A 20,654-nucleotide genomic window follows, 5' to 3' on the forward strand; every position below is an offset into this window, starting at 1 on the left:
ATATCGACTGTGTGCTAAAAAATATGGAAAAGATGGCTATTGTTGGTGCTCAATGGGGAGATGAAGGAAAAGGGAAGGTTGTCAACTACTTTTCTGATAATTATGAGTGGATCGTACGATTTTCTGGGGGAGCAAACGCAGGACATACAATCTACTATCAGAATAAAAAATATGTCAATCATATGCTACCCTCAATAAAGCCTAATTCTGACGCAAAAGGTTTTTTAGGTGCTGGAATGGTATTAGATCTAGATAAACTTGTTGACGAGCTTAATATCCTAGAAAATGATTTTCCGGGTATTTCCTCCCGATTTTATATAGATCTAGAAACATTTCTAGTTCTCCCATGGCACAAAGAAGAAGATGAAATTATAGAATCAATGAGAAGAAACCCAATAGGAACAACAAAAAGAGGGATAGGCCCAGCATATACTGACAAAGTATCAAGAGAAGGTATAAAACTATATTATTTATTTGATGAAAAATTACTTGAAGACAGACTAGAAAATATATATTACTTAAAACAAAATTACTATGGAAACAAACTAAAAAGCACCAAAGAAGAAGTTTTTAATTATTTAATCAATGCCAGAAGAAAACTAGAAAAACTCAACGTTAATTATGCTAGTGCAATAGAAATGGGAAAAGTTTTTAGAAGTACATCTGTATTATTTGAGGGTGCACAAGGAGTTTTATTAGACCTCGATTTTGGAACCTATCCGTTTGTGACTTCCTCCTCATGTATGGCTCATGGAGTTTCATCAGTTGGATTCTCTACCTTTGAGCTTGATAATGTTTATGGAGTGTTAAAAGCATATACCACCCGAGTAGGAGAAGGTCCATTCCCAACCGAGATCTTTGGCGATGAAGCTGAAGTTCTAAGACAAAAAGGTGGAGAATACGGAGCAACCACAGGAAGACCTCGAAGAATAGGTTGGCTTGACTTACCAGCATTAAGATACGCCAAAATTAGATCTGGATTGACTGGTTTAGTAATTACAAAAGCAGACGTTCTTAATGGAATTGAAAAAATAAAGGTGTGTACTAAATATTCAATAAAAGAAGAAATCAAAGATATTCCGTCTTCCTCTTATGATTTTTTTGTTGCAAAACCTATTTACGAAGAACTTGATGGCTGGTCAGATACTAATGATATTAATTTTCTAAAATTTATATCTTTTATTGAAGAAAAAACTGAAATCGATATTGACTACATCTCATATGGTCCAAAAACTGAAGAAATGTGTACTAAAAATAGTCTTATCTTAAACATAAACAAATAATGTACTAATAAACCAATGCTAAAATAAATACAAAGCATCGTATCAAAATCCTCAATCATACAATTCATGCTTGTTAAAATTTTTAAATAGAGAGGGATAAAAATGAAAGTAATTACTTCTTCAGAAGCAAAAAAATTAGATGAAGCGACTATATTGAAAGGAATATCTGAAGAAACACTCATGGAACAAGCCGCATTTGCTGTAGCTGATGTAGCTGAAACATTTTATCCATTTTCCATTTTAACCGTAGTTGGAAAAGGTAACAATGGTGGAGACGGAATTGCTGCTGCAAGAATTCTAAAAAATCGGGGATACAATGTTGAACTTTTAATTGTAGGAGATCCTTCCGAAGGAAGTGAAGGCTTTAAAAAACAACTAGAAATAGCAAACAAGTATGACATAACAACCTATAAATATGGAGAAGAACCCATTGATTATCTATATTATGATCTTATCCTTGATGGACTAATAGGTCTAGGACTAAAAGGAACAATTAAAGGACAAATGAAAGAAGTAATAGAAAAAATTAATGAATCAAGTGCAAAAATTATATCAATTGACATTCCTTCAGGAATAGATTCTGACACAGGAGAAATAAAAGGGGTTGCAGTAAAAGCAGATCAAACAGTTACCTTTGGAGCTCTAAAATTTGGACATCTGCTAAATCCTGGAAAAGAATATTGCGGTCAAATAAAAGTTGCACCACTTTCCTTTGATATTCAATATCTAAATAGTTTAAACAGAGATTTAATTGACAAAAAAATTTGCAGTACATTACTTCCTAAAAGACCCGAAGATTCGCATAAATATACATTTGGAACGGTTTTAATACTAGCTGGTAGCTCCAAATATCCTGGTGCCCCTATTCTAAGCGCAATAGGTGCACAAAGAAGTGGAGCAGGTTTAGTGAAATTAATAACACCTGGTGACTCCTCTCAAATTTTATCTATTGAACCTTCTATTATCTACAGATCGCTTAAAAAAGATTATTTTGAAGAAAAAGATATATCAACTGTTAGACCAGATATTGAAAAAGCTAACGTTATACTTATGGGACCAGGCATGACCGAAAAAGCTATTGATTTTGTTTTAAAAGTAATAGAAAATTATCTAGACTCAAAGCTTATTTTACTAGATGCAGATGCTATAGTCACTCTAAGAGAAAATGTAAAACTAAATAAAAATTGTGTAATAACACCACACGTAGGCGAGTTCCAAAAGATATATAAAAATCTAAAGAATGATATATTTTCATTAGAAGACGTTGCAAAAAAAATAAACACCAATATAGTTTTTAAATCATCAACTACTATAATTACAGATGGAGTCAAAACTTTTTTTAATGTTGAAGGAAACACAAGCATGGCAAAAGGCGGTTCTGGTGACCTATTATCAGGAGTAATAGCGTCATTCATGGCTCAAGGATTAACCCCTCTAGAGGCCTCTATCCTCGGAACATATATCGTATACAAAACTGCCCGAGACTTATCAATCGACCATACAAGTTACTATGTAACACCCATTCTTATAGCTAACAATATGTACAAAACATTTGCAGAAATAAAAAAATTATAAATATAGCATCACCGCTAAAAATTAATCTAAATAAAGACGCCCTTAAAGGGCGTCTTTTAAAAATAACTGCTAACAGGAGGCGAGAACAATAGTCTATATAATATCAGGCGCTGAAAGAAGAAGTTCTTTAGATTTTTACAAAAAAGAAATCCATAAAGCATCATTAACAATAGCATGTGACTCTGGAATAGAAATATATAGAGAGTTGAATATCCCTCCAAATTATCTGATAGGAGATCTGGACTCAGCAAATCCAAAAGACATACAATGGGCTCATGAAAACAAAACAACAATTATAACTTATCCAAGAGAAAAAGATGAAATTGATACTGAATTAGCCTTAATGTATGTAAAAGAAAAAAACGAAAAAGATGTAGTCATCTCATGCGTATTTGGAAACAGAATAGATCAAGAAATTGCATCTATATACCTTTTAGCAGAATACATCGAACTAAATCCAGTAATACTTGAAGAAAATGTAAAAGTTGGAATTGTTAATAAAGAAAAAATTGAAGAAGCAATACCAGGTGAAACATGGTCTATAATAAGAATAGGAGAACCTGTTGAAGGATTAACTTTAGAAGGATTTAAATATCCCCTAACTAATGAAAATATTAATAATTTCAAGTCTTTAGGAATAAGCAATCAAGCAATCCAAAATCAAGTAAAAATTACAGTAAATAAAGGAAAAGTTATATATATTAGGTGGATTAATTTACAATGGTAAATTTTCAACAGTAAGATAAAAATTCTATGCATGATCAATAGCCAACTACCTTGTTATTAGAATAAAAAATGAAAATATAGTATAATAAACCCAAAGAGATAGTATATTTTTTCTCAAAAATAAATTACTAAATAAACACTCTAACCTTAATAGAAAGCAAGAAATAACAGTTAGGAGGAAAGACATGAGAATCACCAATGCTAAATTAATAAAAACAGTATATGAAGCTAAAGACCTTCCACCCTTAGATAAAAAGGAAATTGCATTCGCAGGAAGATCAAACGTTGGAAAATCTAGCTTTTTAAATACAGTATTAGGAATAAATGCTGCAAAAGTTAGCTCATCTCCAGGTAAAACTCGTTCTATCAATTATTATTTAGTAAACGACATATACTACTTTGTAGACCTACCTGGATATGGTTTTGCAAAGGTTTCAAAACAGGAAAAAGAACGATGGAGCATACTACTTGAAGCATATTTCAATCAAAGGCTAAATCTAAATATGGTATTCTTACTATTAGATCATAGACATTTACCTCAAGATTTAGATTATGTAATGATTGAATGGCTTAGAGATTTAGGAATACCTTTCATTATTATTTTAACAAAAGTTGACAAACTAAAAACATCCGAAAGAAAAAGAATGCTCGAACAAATAAAAAAAAGCCTGTCTGTCTACGGCGATTATATATATATACCTTTCTCATCAAAAACAAAAGAAGGACTAAAAGAAGTTTTAGACCTTTTTTCAAAAATTTTTGGAGAAAGCTCATATAATTCAGATATTGTCAATTGAGGGTTAATCAATATATATCCAAAGTGGAGGCGTATAATTATGCTTTTTGAGAGAACAAAAATTATTCCGGGTGAAGTATCATACACAAACATCGCTCAAATATTAAACTCCAAATATTTACGAGAATTGATAATCGAGCTAATTAACGATGCAGAAGAATCTCATAGCAGCTTTCAGAGCTTTTTTCAATTATTTTTAAAAAACCCAGAAAAAACAGACATTGCTGAAAAGTACGATATTGAACAAATTGTTCAACTACTATTAGCTATCTCAGCTAATACTCTAGAAAGTCTAGATGCATCTTCTTATTTTAGTTTTCCAAAACTTGTACCGTACCGACAAATTCTAACGTTGTTTATTGAAAACACATTTAATCTGTGGAGATCTAAGCATAGATTCATGATAAAAAAAGACCCATTCAGTGAAAATCCAAAAACTAGAATTCATAAACAAATAACTCTAGTAAAAAATAATTACGACTTAAAAAGTTTAGTACTAGAAACATACAGACAAATACTCATCAATGTTTCAGATAAAAGAACTAAAATATTAAGGCAACTACCAAGTGGTGCACAAGCCAATTTTATATTAGACAAAATTGACTTTGAACCACAAGCCAAGATTCACAACGCTGATTTCATATACAATATGTACTTTGTTTGGAGTATTATATTAGAACCTCCTGTAATCTTCTATACTCGTTCAAACAAACGAAGTGGACTATTCAAGGTAGTAGACAAACCCATTCTACATAAAGTTGATATTAAAAACACTGACGAATGGTTAGTATTTCCTATTTATGTCCATACCAAACTTATATATGTTGTAGTTCATAAAGAATACTTTGCCTTAGCTGCAGGACTCGCAAACTTATTTGAATTTGCTAATTTTGGAACATTAAATTCCGATAAGCCTGACGGAATATATATTTTCGGTATTGACAAAAGTTTCTTTGAAAACGAAAAAGATTTTAACGGAATAATCTACCATGAAGATGACGGAACATATGTAGGACTAGTAGGAAATGACCCTTCCGTTGACTATTTTGGTTACATGAAAAAAATGATTTTAACTATACATAACTTGCTTGTAATAGACGAAGGTAGACTTCCCATACACGGAGCACTCGCAGAAGTAAAACTAAGAGATAAAACTTCATATAACATAATGCTTGTTGGAGATAGTGGCGCGGGAAAATCAGAAACAATTGAAGCATTAAACAGAATTAGAGAACAAGTTTCAGAAGTTAACATCATTATAGATGATATGGGTTCCCTAGATATTTTAGAAGACGGTACTGTTGTTGCATATGGAACTGAAACAGGTGCATTTGTAAGACTCGATGATCTACAACCTGGATATGCATACTCAACTATGGATAGGAGCATATTTATGAACCCACATGAAACAAACGCAAGAGTAATTGTTCCTTATTCAAACTATGAGGAAATAATAAAACCAACTAAAATAGACTTTTTCTTTTATGCAAACAATTACGAACCTGTTGACGAAAATCATGAAGTAATTGAATTTTTTGAAGACATAGATAAAGCATTGAAAGTATTTTCAAGTGGAACAAGAATTGCTAAAGGAACCACATCAGAAAAGGGACTAACCCACAGTTACTTTGCAAATCCTTTTGGGGCAGTACAAAGAAAGGACAAACACGAAAAAATTGCTAGAAAATACATGGAAGCTATGATGGAAAATGGCGTCAAAGTTGGGACATTACGAACTCAACTAGGAATTAACGGCTTTGAAGAAGAAGGACCTATGATTGCAGCGAAAACTCTTCTAAACTATTTAAAAACTAATAATCAAAATAATAAGGACTTTAGAAATGAAGATTTTCTAAAAGTAAGTCTTTGAATTTATAACGGGTCTAGGGCGGAGCCCTCTCCCCTCGGTACAAGTACCAAAAAGTTGCAATTGTAAATTATCGTTTTTGAATTTATAACGGTAACAGGGCGGAGCCCTCTCCCCTCGGTACAAGTACCAAAAAGTTGCAATTGCAAATTATCGTTTTTGAATTTATAACGGTAACAGGGCGGAGCCCTCTCCCCCTTTGGTACAAGTAGTAAAACATAGAGGTGACAACAAATGACAGATTTAGCCAAAAAATGTGCAGAACTAATTTACAGATCGAAAAATATAGCTGTATTAAGTGGAGCAGGTATGTCAACAAATTCTGGCATACCTGACTTCCGAGGACCTAATGGAATATACACAAGAGCAAACATACAAAATCCCGAAAGCATATTTGATATAGATTACTTCTACGAAGACCCTTCTTTATTCTACAAATTTCACAAAACCTTTCTAGAAATGATTCAACAAGCAGAACCAACTTTCACGCATAAATTTCTAGTTCAAATAGAAGAGGAAAACAAACTTTCAGGCATAATAACCCAAAATATAGACTCATTACACCAAAAAGCCGGTTCAAAAAAAGTATACGAAATACACGGAGGATGTTGGGACAATTACTGTTTAAAATGTGGAAAACATTACACACAGGCAGACTTAAGCAAAAAAATGCAGCAAGAAAGCATACCAAAATGTGATAAATGTGGAGGAATTATAAAACCTGACATCGTCTTTTTTGGTGAACCTGTAAAATATCTAGGTGTTTCAGAAAAAATAATGACACGTTCAGACTTAGTACTTGTCCTTGGCTCATCATTAACTGTTATGCCAGCTGCTTTTTTACCTTCGCTCACCAAAGGAAAAATAGTTGTAGTAACAAAAGGGACTGTCTCAACTTCATACTTACCTCAAGATAAGGGTGCATTTATAGTAAATGAAGATCTAGATACATTTTTCATAGAAGTTGCTGAAGAATACGAAAAAATGAAATAACAAATAACAAGTAAAATTCATACAATATATTCTTATAGAAGCTAGAGCCAAAAAAGTAAGATGACTTACAGGGTTGTCTTACAGATTGCAATTATAATTACTAGAAGGAGGCAAGTAACATGAAAAAGTTAATCAGTATGGTGTTAACTGTTGTCATGCTACTCTCAGTTTCTTTTGCATTCAAAGCAACTATGGTAACTGACGTAGGAGGAATCGGTGACAAATCCTTTAACGACGGAACATGGCAAGGTGTCTTAAGAGCAAGAGACGAACTTGGTATAGAAATTGAGGTACTCGTTTCAAAAGAACAAACAGATTACCTTCCAAATTTAACCAGTGCAGCAAATAACTCTGATGTTGTCATTGCTGTTGGATTTATGATGACAGACGTTCTCTTTAATGTAGCTCCTCAATTCCCTGATATAAAATTTATAGGAATAGACATAGAACCTTCTCCTGGACAAATCATACCATCCAACGTTGCTTGCTACGTCTTTAACGAACACGAAGCAAGCTTTGCAGCAGGATATCTCGCTGCATCAACCACAAAAACTGGAAAAGTTGGATTTGTTGGTGGTGTTGCAGTACCTGCAGTAACTAAATTTGAGGCTGGTTATCTTGCAGGCGTTAAAGTATACAACGAAATTCATAATGATAATGTCCAAGTCCTATCTGGATATGCAAACACATTCAATGATCCCGCTTTAGGAAAGAACATGGCATTAACTCAAATGGAACAAGGTGCAGATATTATATTCCATGCAGCAGGTCCAACAGGAAATGGAGTAATTAGCGCAGCTCATGAAAAAGGAGCCTCACTCTTAGGTTTACCATCAAACGCCCCTTTAGAAAAAATAATTGACAAATATTATGAAGTAGGAAAAAATTATTTTGCAATAGGTGTAGATGTTGATCAAGATCATATGGCTCCAGGATATGTTTTAACCTCTGCAATGAAAAGAGTCGATACCGCAGCGTTTGAAGGAATAAGAAGCGCACTTTCCGCAAGAACATTCTCTTCAGGATTACAAAGATTAGGCTTAAAAGACGATGGAGCAAGTATTACTCCAATGAAATACACAAGAAGCATGGTTCCTTTAAGATTTTTTGCTGAAATCGAATATCTAAATTATCTAATAAAACAAGGTGAATTAGAAGTACCTTCAGAACCAAGCAAAATAGGAGCCTTTGAAGTACCCAAAATCACTTTTCCATTTTAATATCTAATTATTCATATTTAAAATTATTCCCTGCTTAAGCAGGGAATTTTTACTTTAATTTTATAAAATTATAAAATCTTATTCTAAGAAGAAGTCTCATTATCTAAATCTTGAACGTCTGAATCATTGAAATCTACAAAAAAAGAGATAATAAAGGCAACAAGCATTAAAACGGCAGGAAAGAAAGACACCATAAAACGAGATGCAATATCTGGATGAGTCCCTGGATTATTTGCATCAACAAACCCAAATATCGCCGCAATTAATAGCAAAACCAAGCTTTTTGCTAATCCTGATAAATGGACAATAAATTGAAGGGCACTAAAATACATACCTTCTCTTCTAAGGTTCGAAACCTTCGAATCAATATCTATGACTTTAGAAAAGACAAGATCTATGTTAATAATGACACCAGCTAATACAACTCCAGTAAAAATTCCAGCCACCATAGACACAATTAATGTGTGCACAAAAAGAAACGGAACAAGTGATATTCCGAGGAAAATCAATGAAACCCTCCAAGTTTTCAACGATCCAAACTTGTTAATTAGCCATGTCCATAAAAACATAGCAGGAATTGCCGAAACAAAAACCGCGGCAGTTAAAAATGCTGCATTCCCTTCACTTAGTTCTAATGCATATTTTACAAAATAAGGGATACTGAGCAATAAAAGAGCGGACGAAGCTTGAAAAAAGAAGTTAGAGAAACCCACCGCCCAAAAATTTTTATTCTTTCCCACTGCTTTTAGAGTTTCTTTTAAAGAGGGGATCTGACTCTCCGTATATTCAGGTCTTTCATGGGAAGAAAAAGTAGCAATTGCGTAAAAAAACATTCCTATTAATACCATGAAAGTGGCGGTTATTGTATAACCGTATGTTTGAATCATTATAGGAGCTAGCGTTACTCCAATTATCATACCAACAATTTGAAAAGCTTGTCTTAAAGCATTAACATGCGTGCGAGATTTTTCCTCAATAAATAATTCTGGAAATAGGGCATAATAATTAACATCTATAATAGTTCTTAAGGTCTCTGTAAGAATAGAAAAAAATGCAAAATAAATAATCAGGGAAGTAGTGTTTTGAACAAGTTTATGTGGAGAAAACAACATAATGTAAGATAAACAAAACAAAGGCATTCCTACGATCATCCAAGGTTTTCGTCTTCCTATTTTTGTTCGGGTACGATCGGAAAGATATCCAAAAAGAGGATCATTAACAGCATCCCATATGGTAGCAAAAAGTGTAATTAATGAAATCTTAGCTAAAGGTATTCCCAACTCAATATTGTAAAAAAACACTAAAAAAGTATCTATCATGCGGCCTGGAATCATCGTACCAAGCATTCCTAAAGCATACAGAAGAGGGCGTGTTTTACGATAAGACTTTTCATTCATAATCTTCTCGCCTCACTTTTTTACCCATATTTTATATCACATTAACTTTTTCCTTCTTTCAAAAAAACCTTCAATTTCTTTATTTTTATGGATATTTGGAAATCTCGAGAAGATGAGTTGAAAAAGATACTTTCATTTTTATTGTTTTAAAACTAAAATTCATATTATATAAATTTATTTACCTCAAAATAAGCGCCTTTTTTATGCTTAATATGAAAAATTCTATATCCAGCAAAATTAAAAAAAATCTAAACGTGAAACAGATATTCCATTGTACCACTACCTTTAGTTTCTTTTCCTTTCCATTTTCCATCTGCTTCAAGTACATAATTAGCTATATACTCATTAGTTGGACCTATATTACCTCCCCATGAAAGATGAGTTTTCTTTTTTACAATAAAATCAAAAGGTTCACCAACAACTCTCCACTTCACAGGTATTTCCGTATTAATTGTTTCATCATGTACATATTCTATTTCTTCGATTTTAAACTCATCGCGCAAAAAATGGTACCATTTTCCTTCCATTAAGGCAGCTCCTTCCCCAGCTTCTATTATCCCCTCTTTTCCCATTGTAATAGGATGATGGAAAAGATGAAGGGTACCCTCTGGAAATTGCAAATTCAACCATCTCCAACAATGAATATTGTATCCAGAAAATATACCAAGACTGTGTTCAACAATACCCCGACCATCTTTTATTTCAATTTCTTTTCCTTGAACTTCTATTTTTCCAGTTACCTTAATAGCAAAGATATCGTATGCCTTTTGAGCAATAGAAGGAGTTAGTGCCATCTTACCGTTAAAGTATGTAATCACGCCATCTTCTAATGGATCATATTTAAGATGGCCAGAAATGTTATTTTTTCTATCAACGAAATACAGGGAATATCCTGTAGAAATTTCGCCATCAAATATCATTTCAAATTCATCGACATGTACTTCCTGATGAAAGTTGTGTTTCGACGTCTGGAAAATAGCTTTAGAAAATTTTTTCTCCCATCTTCCAGATGTAAATTTCGTTGAAATGAAAAAAGAATCTAAAAATGAAAAACGAAGCTGAGGAGAATTGACCCAGAACAGTCTAAAAACACTGTCTATAGGCATCATACCATTTTCAGAATTAAACATTAAATAAATCATACCTTCTTCCATTGGTCCACCGGTTTCTTCAAAATCTGGGACAACACAACGATTGAAACGTTCGATAGAATTAACAAATTTTTCTATCTCTTCTTTATCTACCTTTTTCATTTTCGACAACAATCTTGCATTCCTTAAAAGAAAACCTAACCTTGGTTTGGGAGAAGCCTCTTCACTTGAATTCAACATATTAATCTCCTCCTCTTGAAATATGTTATTTCTCAAATTAGGATTTTTAAAAATCCTGATTCATTTCAACGATTCTTCGCTAAACTTCACTTCTTTGTGATTTTTTCTTTCAAGAACGATAGCTAAATAGTAAGTGAAAATTGCGCCAATAACAAAAAGTATTAAATTTACTACAAAAGGTAACCCACGCCATTTCTCAGAAAGAAGTCCCGCTATCCATCCAAAAGGCGAAGTTAATCCGATCATGATCACATGTAAGATTGCCATAATCCTTGCTCGCTCTTTTGGATCAACAGTAATAACTGTAAGTGAGTCTGTAAGAGGATTAATAAGAGATAAACTGAGCGCTTCTAATAACGTACTGATAACTAAAATTGCATACCCTTTGAAAGGAGTGCTAATTAACAATAATTGGCTAACTACAAAGGTTCCAAATCCTGTTAAAAGTGGATACTTAAACCGTTCAACATTAATTTTTGGAACCACAATGAAAAAAAGAACTAAAACGGTTGCAGATCGCAAAAGATGAAACAACGACACATTTTGAACAGGAATACCTACTTTTTCTGTAATAAAAAGTGGCCAAAATGTATTATTTATCATATTAACTATACTCATAACCAACAATATTCCAAAAGCTAACAACGTTTCAGGAGAATTTTTAATAATTTTGAATACATCGCCGTATTGCTTCAACAAAGAAAATACACTTTCATCTTTTGTTTCTTCTATTCTTCGTTGACCTTGTTTAGTTTCATGTGAAAATATATACAAAATAACAAATTTTAGCGTCATCATAACAAAAGCGATTAAATACAAAATCCTTACAGCAGGTACAACACTAAACTTTCCCACAAATACTCCTGCAATAGGTGCAAAAAAAGCGGCTATTAATCCTGAAATATGCACCCAAGAATAAATATGTACTAACTTTTCTTCTTGTGCATCCTCAACCATTAAACACATCCAAGAATTAGCAGTTACCCTATGAACACTATTGATTATAGCAGCTATTAAAAAATACGTAAAGTTTTTTGCAAAAGCCCAAATTAAACACGGAACACTCCAGGCTATAATATCAAATATAAAAGTTGTTTTCCTTCTGCCTAGTTTATCAGTAATCGCTCCACTCAACAAGGCAAATAAAATCTGAAAAACCAATCCTATACTCGTTATAATACCAATCTGCACATCTCCTAGACCTAACGAATGCATGTATATCGAAGCATATGGCAAATATAAATTATACGGTATACCCCATAAAGGCTCAGTTAGTACACAAACTTTTGGATTACCTTTTAAATTTATTAAGGTATCAACCATAGGATGACGTTTTTTCAATATTAAAGCTCTCCTGTATTTTTATAATAAAAAAAACAATTATTTAGATTATATCTAAATTTATTACAAATATCAAGTTGAAAGCAAGTAAACAACATGCTATTAATATATACATTGAATTAAAATAATTACCTATTCAAAGAATATCGTAAACAAATAATAAATAGTTTATAAAAACAATCTAAATCTTAATATTATTAACATAATATTCTAAATACTGTAACTCAAAGTTATTTATAAATAAATAAATATATTACATAATAGAATATACCTATAAATATTTTTCTCTTTTAATTTATGCCTTTAATTTCATAAAACAGATTATAAAAAGACGTATGGCAATAGAAAAGATCAGCTCTCAGTATTTAGTTCTAAAAAGCTTTGAAGTACCAAAAAAACTTGGGAGGTGAATCGTAAATGAAAAAGTATCTATCTGTTTTTATTATCACAATGATTTTGTGTATGGCAGGACTTGTTTTTGGACAATTAACAGCAGACTGGAATCCTGGAAATACACTAACAGTTAATGCAGAAGGCGAACCTTGGGCAACTGTAGATCTCAGTACTACAGCAGTTACGTTAACTTATTCAACAACTATAACAGAGGGTTCTGTAGTAGGTACTGTAGATGGACAACCCTTTACCTTAACCATTGATACCAATGTTAGCTACGTGATTACAGCAGAATTTACTGCTGATACAACCTATTTCTCCGGCAAAACTGTAAAACTTATGTTCGGTGAAGTAGATCTCCTTACATCACCAAATTCAATCACAGGTGAACCTACTCAAGACGCATCAGATGTACATACTCTTACTGTCGCACCAGTAAATGTTTCTGATCTCAAATATTTTAGAGGTCAAGTAGAAATCGGAACCATTACCTTCACTGTTGCAGAACAGCAATAATATCACATCTTTCTACAAATAAAATTGTGTAAATTCCCCTTCAAGGATCTTATTTGTTCTTGAAGGGGGTTGGTCTAAACAACATTACATTCTATCCACTCCAGCCATACTCGCCAACAAGTGGAACAAAAGTACATCCTCCTGCAAATTCCTTTTTCATACTTAAATCTTCCATTTTAGTAACTATCAATAAAGTTTGATAATGTCTTGACCCTACTGGAATAACCATTCTTCCGCCAACTTTTAATTGATTAAATAATGGTTCAGGAACGTCAGGTGCCCCTGCAGAAACAATAATTTTATCAAAACTAATATCCTCTTCTGGCCATCCTTTTGTTCCGTCTCCAACATAAATTTTTATATTCTTATAATCCAAGTCTTCGAGTATTTCTTTAGCCCTTTTAGCTAAAGTTTCACTCCTTTCTATCGAATACACAAATTTGACTATTTCAGCTAATAATGCTGTTTGATAACCAGACCCTGTACCAATTTCCAAAACAACATCATTTTCATCTAAATTCAAATGTTGCAACATTAAAGCAATCATATACGGTTGAGAAATAGTCTGCCCCTCCCCGATGGGTAAAGGACAATCTTCATATGCGTACTCTTTAACATTCTCAGGCACAAAAAGATGCCTCTCCACTTTTAGAAAAGCATCCAAAACCTTCCTATCAGTTATCCCTCTTAGTTCAAGCTGTTCATGAACCATTCTCTTACGTGCTAGCTCAAAATCCATTAACTCTTTCTCTCCTTGATTCTAGAGAATACATATTCATCAATAGCTTTAGCAGCCTTCTTACCAGCCCCCATCGCTTCTATAACAGTAGCGGCACCTGTAACTATATCTCCACCTGCATAAACCCCTTCTACAGAGGTTGCTCCAGTTTCTGGATCTGCTTTTATATAACCCCATTTATTCAACTCAAGTTCAGTGAAATTGTCTAACAAAACCCTGTTTGCTTCTTGTCCAATCGCTACTATAAACATGTCACAGGTAATGGTAAAGTTACTATCTTTAACTGGAACAGGTCTTCTTCTACCAGAAGCATCAGGTTCTCCAAGTTCCATCTTTTGGCAAACAACACCCACCAAATTACCCCTATCATCTCCAATACATTCAACAGGGTTAGTGAGCCACATAAACTCAATTCCTTCCTCAACTGCATTTTCATACTCTTCTCTTCTAGCTGGCATCTCATTTTCTGTCCTACGATAAACAACCGTAACTTTGTCTGTACCTAACCTCAAAGCAGAACGAGAAGCATCCATAGCAACGTTACCTCCACCAACGACAACTACATTCTTCCCCATTTTTACAGGCGTATCATAATATGGGAATTCATAAGCTTTCATCAAATTAACCCTAGTTAAAAACTCACTAGATGAATAAACACCGTTTAGATTCTCTCCCGGGATGTTTAAAAACTTAGGAGTTCCAGCTCCTGTAGCAATATAAATTGCATCATATTCCTTTCTCAATTCGTCTATTGTTACAGTCTTTCCTACAACAACATCCGTTTGAATTTCTACCCCCAAGGATTTAACATATTCAATCTCTTCATATACAATCCTTTTTGGAAGCCTAAATTCAGGAATTCCATACATCAAAACTCCGCCAGGTTTGTGCAAAGCTTCAAATATCTTAACGTAATATCCCATCTTTGCCAAATCAGCAGCCACTGTCAAACCAGAAGGACCAGAACCTACAACAGCAACTTTACCTTTAATTTCACTGTTTGAAAGTTCTTCTCTTACCTCTTGCCTTTTTTGAACCATATCCCAATCTCCAACAAACCTCTCAAGTCTGCCGATAGCAACTGGTTCAAACACCTTAGATTTACCCAGTGTACATACCCCTTCACATTGATTTTCTTGTGGACACACTCTTCCACATATTGAAGGAAGATTATTGTAAGATTTTAAAATTTCAGCTGACCTTGAAAGATCACCCTCTAATAACGCACGGATAAAGCCAGGAATATCTACACCTACAGGACATCCTTCGATACATGGGGCATTCTTACACTGCAAACACCTTTCTGCCTCCATAAGCGCTTCCTCTAAACAGTAACCAAATGAAACCTCTTGAAAGTTTCTTCTTCTTTCTTCTGGAGGTTGTTTTCGAACAGGCACCTTATTTTTCAAAATATTCTTAGGTTTCTTTTTCTTGATTTCTTGCAGAGCCCTTTTCTCTTCCTCTTTATATTGCCCCAACCTATTTAACAGTTCATCCCAGTTAACTAACTCTCCATCGAACTCAGGCCCGTCTACACAAGCAAATTTAACGCTACCGGCTATAGTAACCCTACATCCTCCACACATTCCTGTCCCATCAACCATTATAGGGTTCAAAGACACTGTTATCGGATAACCTAATTCCTGAGCCGTTAAAGTAGCATATTTCATCATAATTACAGGACCAATAGCCCAAGCTCTATCTACCTTTTCACCTTCTTGAGCTAACAATTTCATAGCATCGGTTACTAATCCCTTCATTCCTTTAGAACCATCATCAGTGGTAATAATTACCCTATCAGCAATTTGACGAAATTCATCTTCTAAAATCAATAAATTTGAGGTTCTAGCTCCCAAAATAGCAATAACCTTGTTTCCAGCTTGTTTTAAAGCCTTTAAAATTGGGTAAATTGGGGCAATACCAATTCCACCACCTATCAGCAAAACTGTCCCATAATAATCTATTTCTGAAGGCTTTCCCAGAGGTCCTACTACATGAGCATAGCTCTGTCCCTTTTCTAATTCAGCCATTTTTTTGGTACTTTTACCCACAACCTGGAAAATAAGCCTGATTTTACTACCTTTTGTATCTGCTATTGTCAAAGGTATTCTTTCTCCATCTTCCTCCCCCATAACAATAACAAATTGTCCTGGTTTGGCATTCTCTACAATCTTAGGTGCCTCAACCCAAACACTAAAAGTATCCTTAGCTATTTGAATCTTGTCTGAAATTTCAAACATATTAACCTCCATTTGAAATTTATAATTTTTACTTCTCTTCAAATCTACCAATCTTAAGTATTTTTGCTATATTAGCATCTTGTGAAATAATAGGCTTTAAGATTCCTTTAGCACATGTCATTAAAATCGTAACTCCTGGTCCATGCCCTGCTAGCTTACAATCACTGTGTATAATCACACCAATTGAAGCGGCACCTTTTCTATAACATCTACCGTAGGAATTGTCATGGTCTTGAATATATACCAAATCCCCAAACCTTAACCCAGTCAAGCCATACTCTTTTAAAGCATCATAATCAGCCGTCATAATATCATAATCCCCAGTTCCCATAGTTGTAGAACCTATCCCTGATCCCATTAAAAAAGGAGGAACAACCGCAACAACAGGAACATGTAATTCTCCATTCTTTTCAACCACATTCATCTTTTCTAAGAGATTTGGATCTAAATTATACACATGTACATCCGGATAATCTAATAATTTCAAACCTTGACCAAACCCTTTAATTAAAAACTTATCGTCAAGAGTTAATTTATCCAAAACGTCTTCAGAAAAATCAATAAGAATATGTTCTGCACCACCATGATGCCCAGTAACAACCCCTTTTGCCCCTTTAGCATCCCCTGTAACAACCTTTGCTTCATTTCCAACACAGGCATAAAAATGATAACCTCTATTTTGTGGTGAATTTCTGTCTTTCTGATCTAACAACGTAGAAACACCAGGCTCAACATGATCAACTTCCCAACCAAAAGCAGAGTCGCCAACCCTAACGTTGTATGTAATACCACCAGTTCCTGGTACCATAAAAGGCTCTCCATCATGAGAAACAGAATGCCTACCAGTATGTTCAGGATTAGAAACAGTACCTTGTACAGAAATCATGACCAGTCTATCTCTATTTGTCCTCACTCAAACATCCTCCTCTAAACATATAATTAAATTAATCTTTTCTTTATCTTAATGATACCATTTATAACAAATTTAAAAAAGAATTTTTTAATAATAAACGTAAGTAATTTAAGAATTATAATAAAAATCTGAAAATCCTATATAGGACTTTCAGAAAAAGAAACAATAAAAAAGAGATATTAAGAGAAAGAATAATCAACATAATAAACATACAAAACAAACGCAAGGAATATTACAAAAAATTTTTAACAAATTCTCCTTCTTTCATAATAACCTGCATCTTTTCAACATCAATATTGTGTATATCTTCCAAAGGATTATCAGAAAGAACCAGTAAATCTGCAAACTTTCCTTCTTCAAGAGTTCCAGTTATATTATCTATTTTAAGCATTTCTGCTCCATTTTTAGTTGCAGCCAATATAGCCTCCATCTCTGTTAAACCTGCTTTATTAAGCGTATATATTTCAGTAATGGCATATCTTCCATAAGGGGTTAAGCTACTACAAAAAGAATCAGACCCTACAGTGATTCTAATACCTTTTTTATTAGCATTTTGTAGATTGTCAATAATACGATTTAACTCTTTTTCCGCAACAGTTTGTCCCGGATACTTATCAAGAATTGGCCTGTAAGGAGGTTCATACACGCTAAACCATTCATAAAAAAATTGCAAGGTAGGGCAAAATGAAATATCTTTTTCTTTCATTATTTCAAGGCATTCTTCATTTAATTCTTGCCCATGAATGATGGCAGATACCCCTGCCTTACAAGAATTCAACGCCCCTTCATAACCTTCAGCATGTGACCACACTGGAAGAACTACCATATTTGCTTCATCAACAACTGCTTGAATCTCTTCCATTGTATAGTGAAGATCAGCTTTTGCATCAAGACGCCATATTCCTCCACCCGTAGACCAAATTTTAATTGCATCAGGACCTTCACGAAGTCTCCTTCTTACAGCCTTTCGAAGATCCCAAGGTCCATCTACCCTCTCAGCCCAAGGATGAGAAGCATCATTATATTCTAAAGGCAACTTGTGAGAATCTCCATGTCCAGATGTCCTACAAAATCCAAGACCAGTTGCAACTATTCGAGGACCAGGAATAATACCAGCTTCAATCATGTTTCTAAGATGAATTCCAAATCTTGAAATTTCTCCCACAGAAGTTAAACCGTGCTCTAAGGCTTCACGAGCTTGAGCAACTGCAACAATCGTTTTTTGAGTAACTGGTTCAAGCACCCAATCTGAATCATTATCAGTTAGGTTCCCGCTAAAATGAAGATGACTATCAATTAAACCAGGCATAATAGTCTTACCAGTAATATCTATTCTCTCATAATCTCCTTCAAACTCCTTCATTTTACCAGCATACTTAACTTTTTTATCTTCAACAAGTACCAAAGAATTACTAACTGGATCTTTTCCAGTACCGTCTATCAACAAACCACCCACAAAAGCAAACTTCTTAATTTTTCTCACTCCCATTATTTCTTATTTTCAGAACAATTAACATTAGTCCCATTATACTCTATTACAAATTCTTTGTCAATTTCATTTTATAACCACTAAATGATATAATTTTGGCGTATCGACCACATAAAAGACTGAATTAAAAGAGAATTACACAAAAAGAACGTTACCTCTCTCATTAGCCACAAAATTTTATAATACAGGGATTTTAGAAATGAAGATTTTTCTAAAGATAGCATTTTGAATTTATAACGGGTCTAGGGCAGAGCCCGCTCCCTCCTTACAAGTACCGACTTAGAAATGAAGATTTTTATCAAGATAGCATTTTGAATTTATAACGGGTCTAGGGCGGAGCCCTCTCCCTCCTTTGGTACAAGTACCGACTTAGAAATAAAGATTTTTATCAAGATAGCATTTGGAATTAATAACGGGTCTCGGCCGGAGGCCGCTCCATCCGTTGGTACAAGTACGAACTTAGAAATAAAGATTATTTAAAGATAGCATTTTGAATATATAACGGGTCTAGGGCGGAGCCCTCTCCCTCCTTTGGTACAAGTACCAACTTAGAAATGAAAATTTTTCTAAAGATAGCATTTTGAATTTATAACGGGTCAAGGGCGGAGCCCTCTCCCTCCTTTGGTACAAGTACCAAAAAAATTAAAAAAAGTATTTTGTAAAAAATTTAATTCTAAAACATATATATAATTAATAAGGGTTTAGAATTTCTAAACTGAGTGCATATAATACAATTGGAGGTCACTACTTTGGACAGCAAAAAATTTGACTTATGGGCAGAAGAATACGATAAAAGTGTTCAAATAAGTAGCGATAATAACGAATTCCCCTTTGCTGGATACAATAATCTTCTAAACACAATCTACAATATAATTCACAAAAAAGAAAAGGCAAGCGTATTAGATATAGGCTTTGGCACAGGAACGCTAATAAAAAAACTTTATGATGAAGGCTATGAAATATATGGTGTTGACTTTTCTAAAAAAATGATAGAAATAGCAAAAGACAAAATGCCTTTAGCCAAACTATATCAATATGATTTTTCTAAAGGACTTCCTCAAGAAATTGAGAACAACAAATTTGACTATATAATAAGTACATATGCAATGCACCACTTAGAAGACAATTACAAAGTGCAGTTTATTAATAAACTGAAAGAACTACTTTCCAAAGAAGGAGAAATTATTATAGGCGATATAGCCTTTAAAACAAGAACATTATTAGAAAAATGTAAAAAAGACTACTCTAAATATTGGGATGACGAAGAAACATACATCATTTTTGATGAAATCAAAGAATTTTTCCATCAAGATAATATTCACTTCATACCAATTTCTCACTGTGCGGGAATTTTGCACCTTAAAAAATGAACTAATAATTTGTGATTAAAGATTTAATTAAGCAGTTAGAAATAAAATATAATATAATAAATCTAACTAGCAATCAAAATACAGTCACAACGTATCTAACAGCTATTTTAAAAAAATGTAGAATTTTTTAACAAATAAATAGCATAAGTCACGCAAAAATCTACTTTTGAGCTTATAATTTTTTCATTAACAAATCCTGCACTATGAATTTATTTTATATAATCATACCAATTACTTAAATTTAAAATTTCTTTTTGACCCTCTTTAAATATTGTAAATTTTTTTCTTTGAGACTTTCAGAAATAAACTTATTTTCAAAATCCCTACCTTTTAAAATAAGAAAGGAATATTTTAACCTTCCTAGTTTGAAAGAATAACCTATTATGAAACAGATTAAATCAGTGAGAAAGCCACTCAGAAGATTTTTGAATAGTGAAATGAGTCTTCACTTTTCTGCACTTAGTT

The 20,654-nt window shown here is 33.5% G+C and carries 16 protein-coding genes; 9 read left to right on the forward strand and 7 right to left on the reverse strand.

What is annotated here, in order from left to right; genetic code table 11:
• The first annotated feature begins 23 nt into the window (after nucleotides 1-23).
• From DTL3_RS08155 to DTL3_RS08185, 7 genes are all read left to right on the forward strand, one after another.
• Nucleotides 24-1,283: an adenylosuccinate synthase gene (locus DTL3_RS08155; protein WP_045088724.1), complete on the forward strand. Its 1,260-nt coding sequence runs from the start codon at nucleotides 24-26 to the stop codon at nucleotides 1,281-1,283.
• Between the two features lie 102 nt (nucleotides 1,284-1,385).
• Entirely contained in the window at nucleotides 1,386-2,858 is a 1,473-nt protein-coding gene (locus DTL3_RS08160; protein ID WP_045088283.1) for a bifunctional ADP-dependent NAD(P)H-hydrate dehydratase/NAD(P)H-hydrate epimerase, read from the forward strand.
• A gap of 100 nt (nucleotides 2,859-2,958) precedes the next feature.
• On the forward strand, nucleotides 2,959-3,585 hold the full coding sequence (locus DTL3_RS08165) for a thiamine diphosphokinase (protein ID WP_269446394.1): 627 nt from the start codon (nucleotides 2,959-2,961) through the stop codon (nucleotides 3,583-3,585).
• A 184-nt stretch (nucleotides 3,586-3,769) separates the two neighbouring features.
• Nucleotides 3,770-4,381, forward strand: a complete 612-nt coding sequence (yihA, locus tag DTL3_RS08170) for a ribosome biogenesis GTP-binding protein YihA/YsxC (protein ID WP_045088285.1) — start codon at nucleotides 3,770-3,772, stop codon at nucleotides 4,379-4,381.
• Nucleotides 4,382-4,420: 39 nt separating this feature from the next.
• Nucleotides 4,421-6,250, forward strand: a complete 1,830-nt coding sequence (locus tag DTL3_RS08175) for a hypothetical protein (RefSeq protein ID WP_045088286.1) — start codon at nucleotides 4,421-4,423, stop codon at nucleotides 6,248-6,250.
• 231 nt (nucleotides 6,251-6,481) lie between these two features.
• Entirely contained in the window at nucleotides 6,482-7,240 is a 759-nt protein-coding gene (locus DTL3_RS08180; RefSeq protein ID WP_045088287.1) for an SIR2 family NAD-dependent protein deacylase, read from the forward strand.
• Between the two features lie 119 nt (nucleotides 7,241-7,359).
• On the forward strand, nucleotides 7,360-8,460 hold the full coding sequence (locus DTL3_RS08185) for a BMP family lipoprotein (RefSeq protein WP_045088288.1): 1,101 nt from the start codon (nucleotides 7,360-7,362) through the stop codon (nucleotides 8,458-8,460).
• 83 nt (nucleotides 8,461-8,543) lie between these two features.
• Here DTL3_RS08185 and DTL3_RS08190 read toward each other — a convergent pair whose 3' ends face one another.
• The 3 genes from DTL3_RS08190 to DTL3_RS08200 all read right to left on the reverse strand — a co-directional run bounded on the left by DTL3_RS08190 (nucleotide 8,544) and on the right by DTL3_RS08200 (nucleotide 12,529).
• Nucleotides 8,544-9,857, reverse strand: coding sequence for an MFS transporter (locus DTL3_RS08190; protein ID WP_052670447.1), 1,314 nt, complete (start codon nucleotides 9,855-9,857; stop codon nucleotides 8,544-8,546).
• Nucleotides 9,858-10,105: 248 nt separating this feature from the next.
• Nucleotides 10,106-11,188, reverse strand: a complete 1,083-nt coding sequence (locus tag DTL3_RS08195; RefSeq protein WP_045088289.1) for a hypothetical protein — start codon at nucleotides 11,186-11,188, stop codon at nucleotides 10,106-10,108.
• Between the two features lie 60 nt (nucleotides 11,189-11,248).
• A complete protein-coding gene (locus tag DTL3_RS08200) occupies nucleotides 11,249-12,529 on the reverse strand; it encodes an MFS transporter (protein ID WP_052670448.1) in 1,281 nt (426 codons plus the stop codon).
• Nucleotides 12,530-12,946: 417 nt separating this feature from the next.
• On the opposite strand from DTL3_RS08200, the gene DTL3_RS08205 reads away from it, so the two are divergent.
• A complete protein-coding gene (locus DTL3_RS08205) occupies nucleotides 12,947-13,438 on the forward strand; it encodes a hypothetical protein (RefSeq protein WP_045088290.1) in 492 nt (163 codons plus the stop codon).
• A gap of 91 nt (nucleotides 13,439-13,529) precedes the next feature.
• On the opposite strand, the gene DTL3_RS08210 is transcribed toward DTL3_RS08205, so the two are convergent.
• From DTL3_RS08210 to DTL3_RS08225, 4 genes are all read right to left on the reverse strand, one after another.
• Nucleotides 13,530-14,177 carry a protein-L-isoaspartate(D-aspartate) O-methyltransferase gene (locus DTL3_RS08210; protein ID WP_045088291.1) on the reverse strand — a complete coding sequence of 216 codons (648 nt, stop codon included), beginning with the start codon at nucleotides 14,175-14,177 and terminating at the stop codon, nucleotides 13,530-13,532.
• Nucleotides 14,177-16,417, reverse strand: a complete 2,241-nt coding sequence (locus DTL3_RS08215; RefSeq protein WP_045088292.1) for a bifunctional dihydroorotate dehydrogenase B NAD binding subunit/NADPH-dependent glutamate synthase — start codon at nucleotides 16,415-16,417, stop codon at nucleotides 14,177-14,179. Before DTL3_RS08215 ends, DTL3_RS08210 begins: the two co-directional genes overlap by 1 nt.
• Nucleotides 16,418-16,445: 28 nt before the next feature.
• Entirely contained in the window at nucleotides 16,446-17,330 is an 885-nt protein-coding gene (locus tag DTL3_RS08220; RefSeq protein ID WP_171820603.1) for a DUF4438 domain-containing protein, read from the reverse strand.
• Nucleotides 17,331-17,562: 232 nt separating this feature from the next.
• Complete coding sequence (locus DTL3_RS08225; protein ID WP_045088728.1) at nucleotides 17,563-18,804, reverse strand: metal-dependent hydrolase family protein; 1,242 nt, start codon at nucleotides 18,802-18,804, stop codon at nucleotides 17,563-17,565.
• Nucleotides 18,805-19,568: 764 nt separating this feature from the next.
• Between DTL3_RS08225 and DTL3_RS08230 the strand changes: the two genes are divergently transcribed.
• Entirely contained in the window at nucleotides 19,569-20,189 is a 621-nt protein-coding gene (locus tag DTL3_RS08230) for a class I SAM-dependent methyltransferase (RefSeq protein WP_197539526.1), read from the forward strand.
• The last annotated feature ends 465 nt before the right edge of the window (nucleotides 20,190-20,654 follow it).

The sequence above is a fragment of the Defluviitoga tunisiensis genome (genome assembly GCF_000953715.1).
Lineage (GTDB): Bacteria > Thermotogota > Thermotogae > Petrotogales > Petrotogaceae > Defluviitoga > Defluviitoga tunisiensis.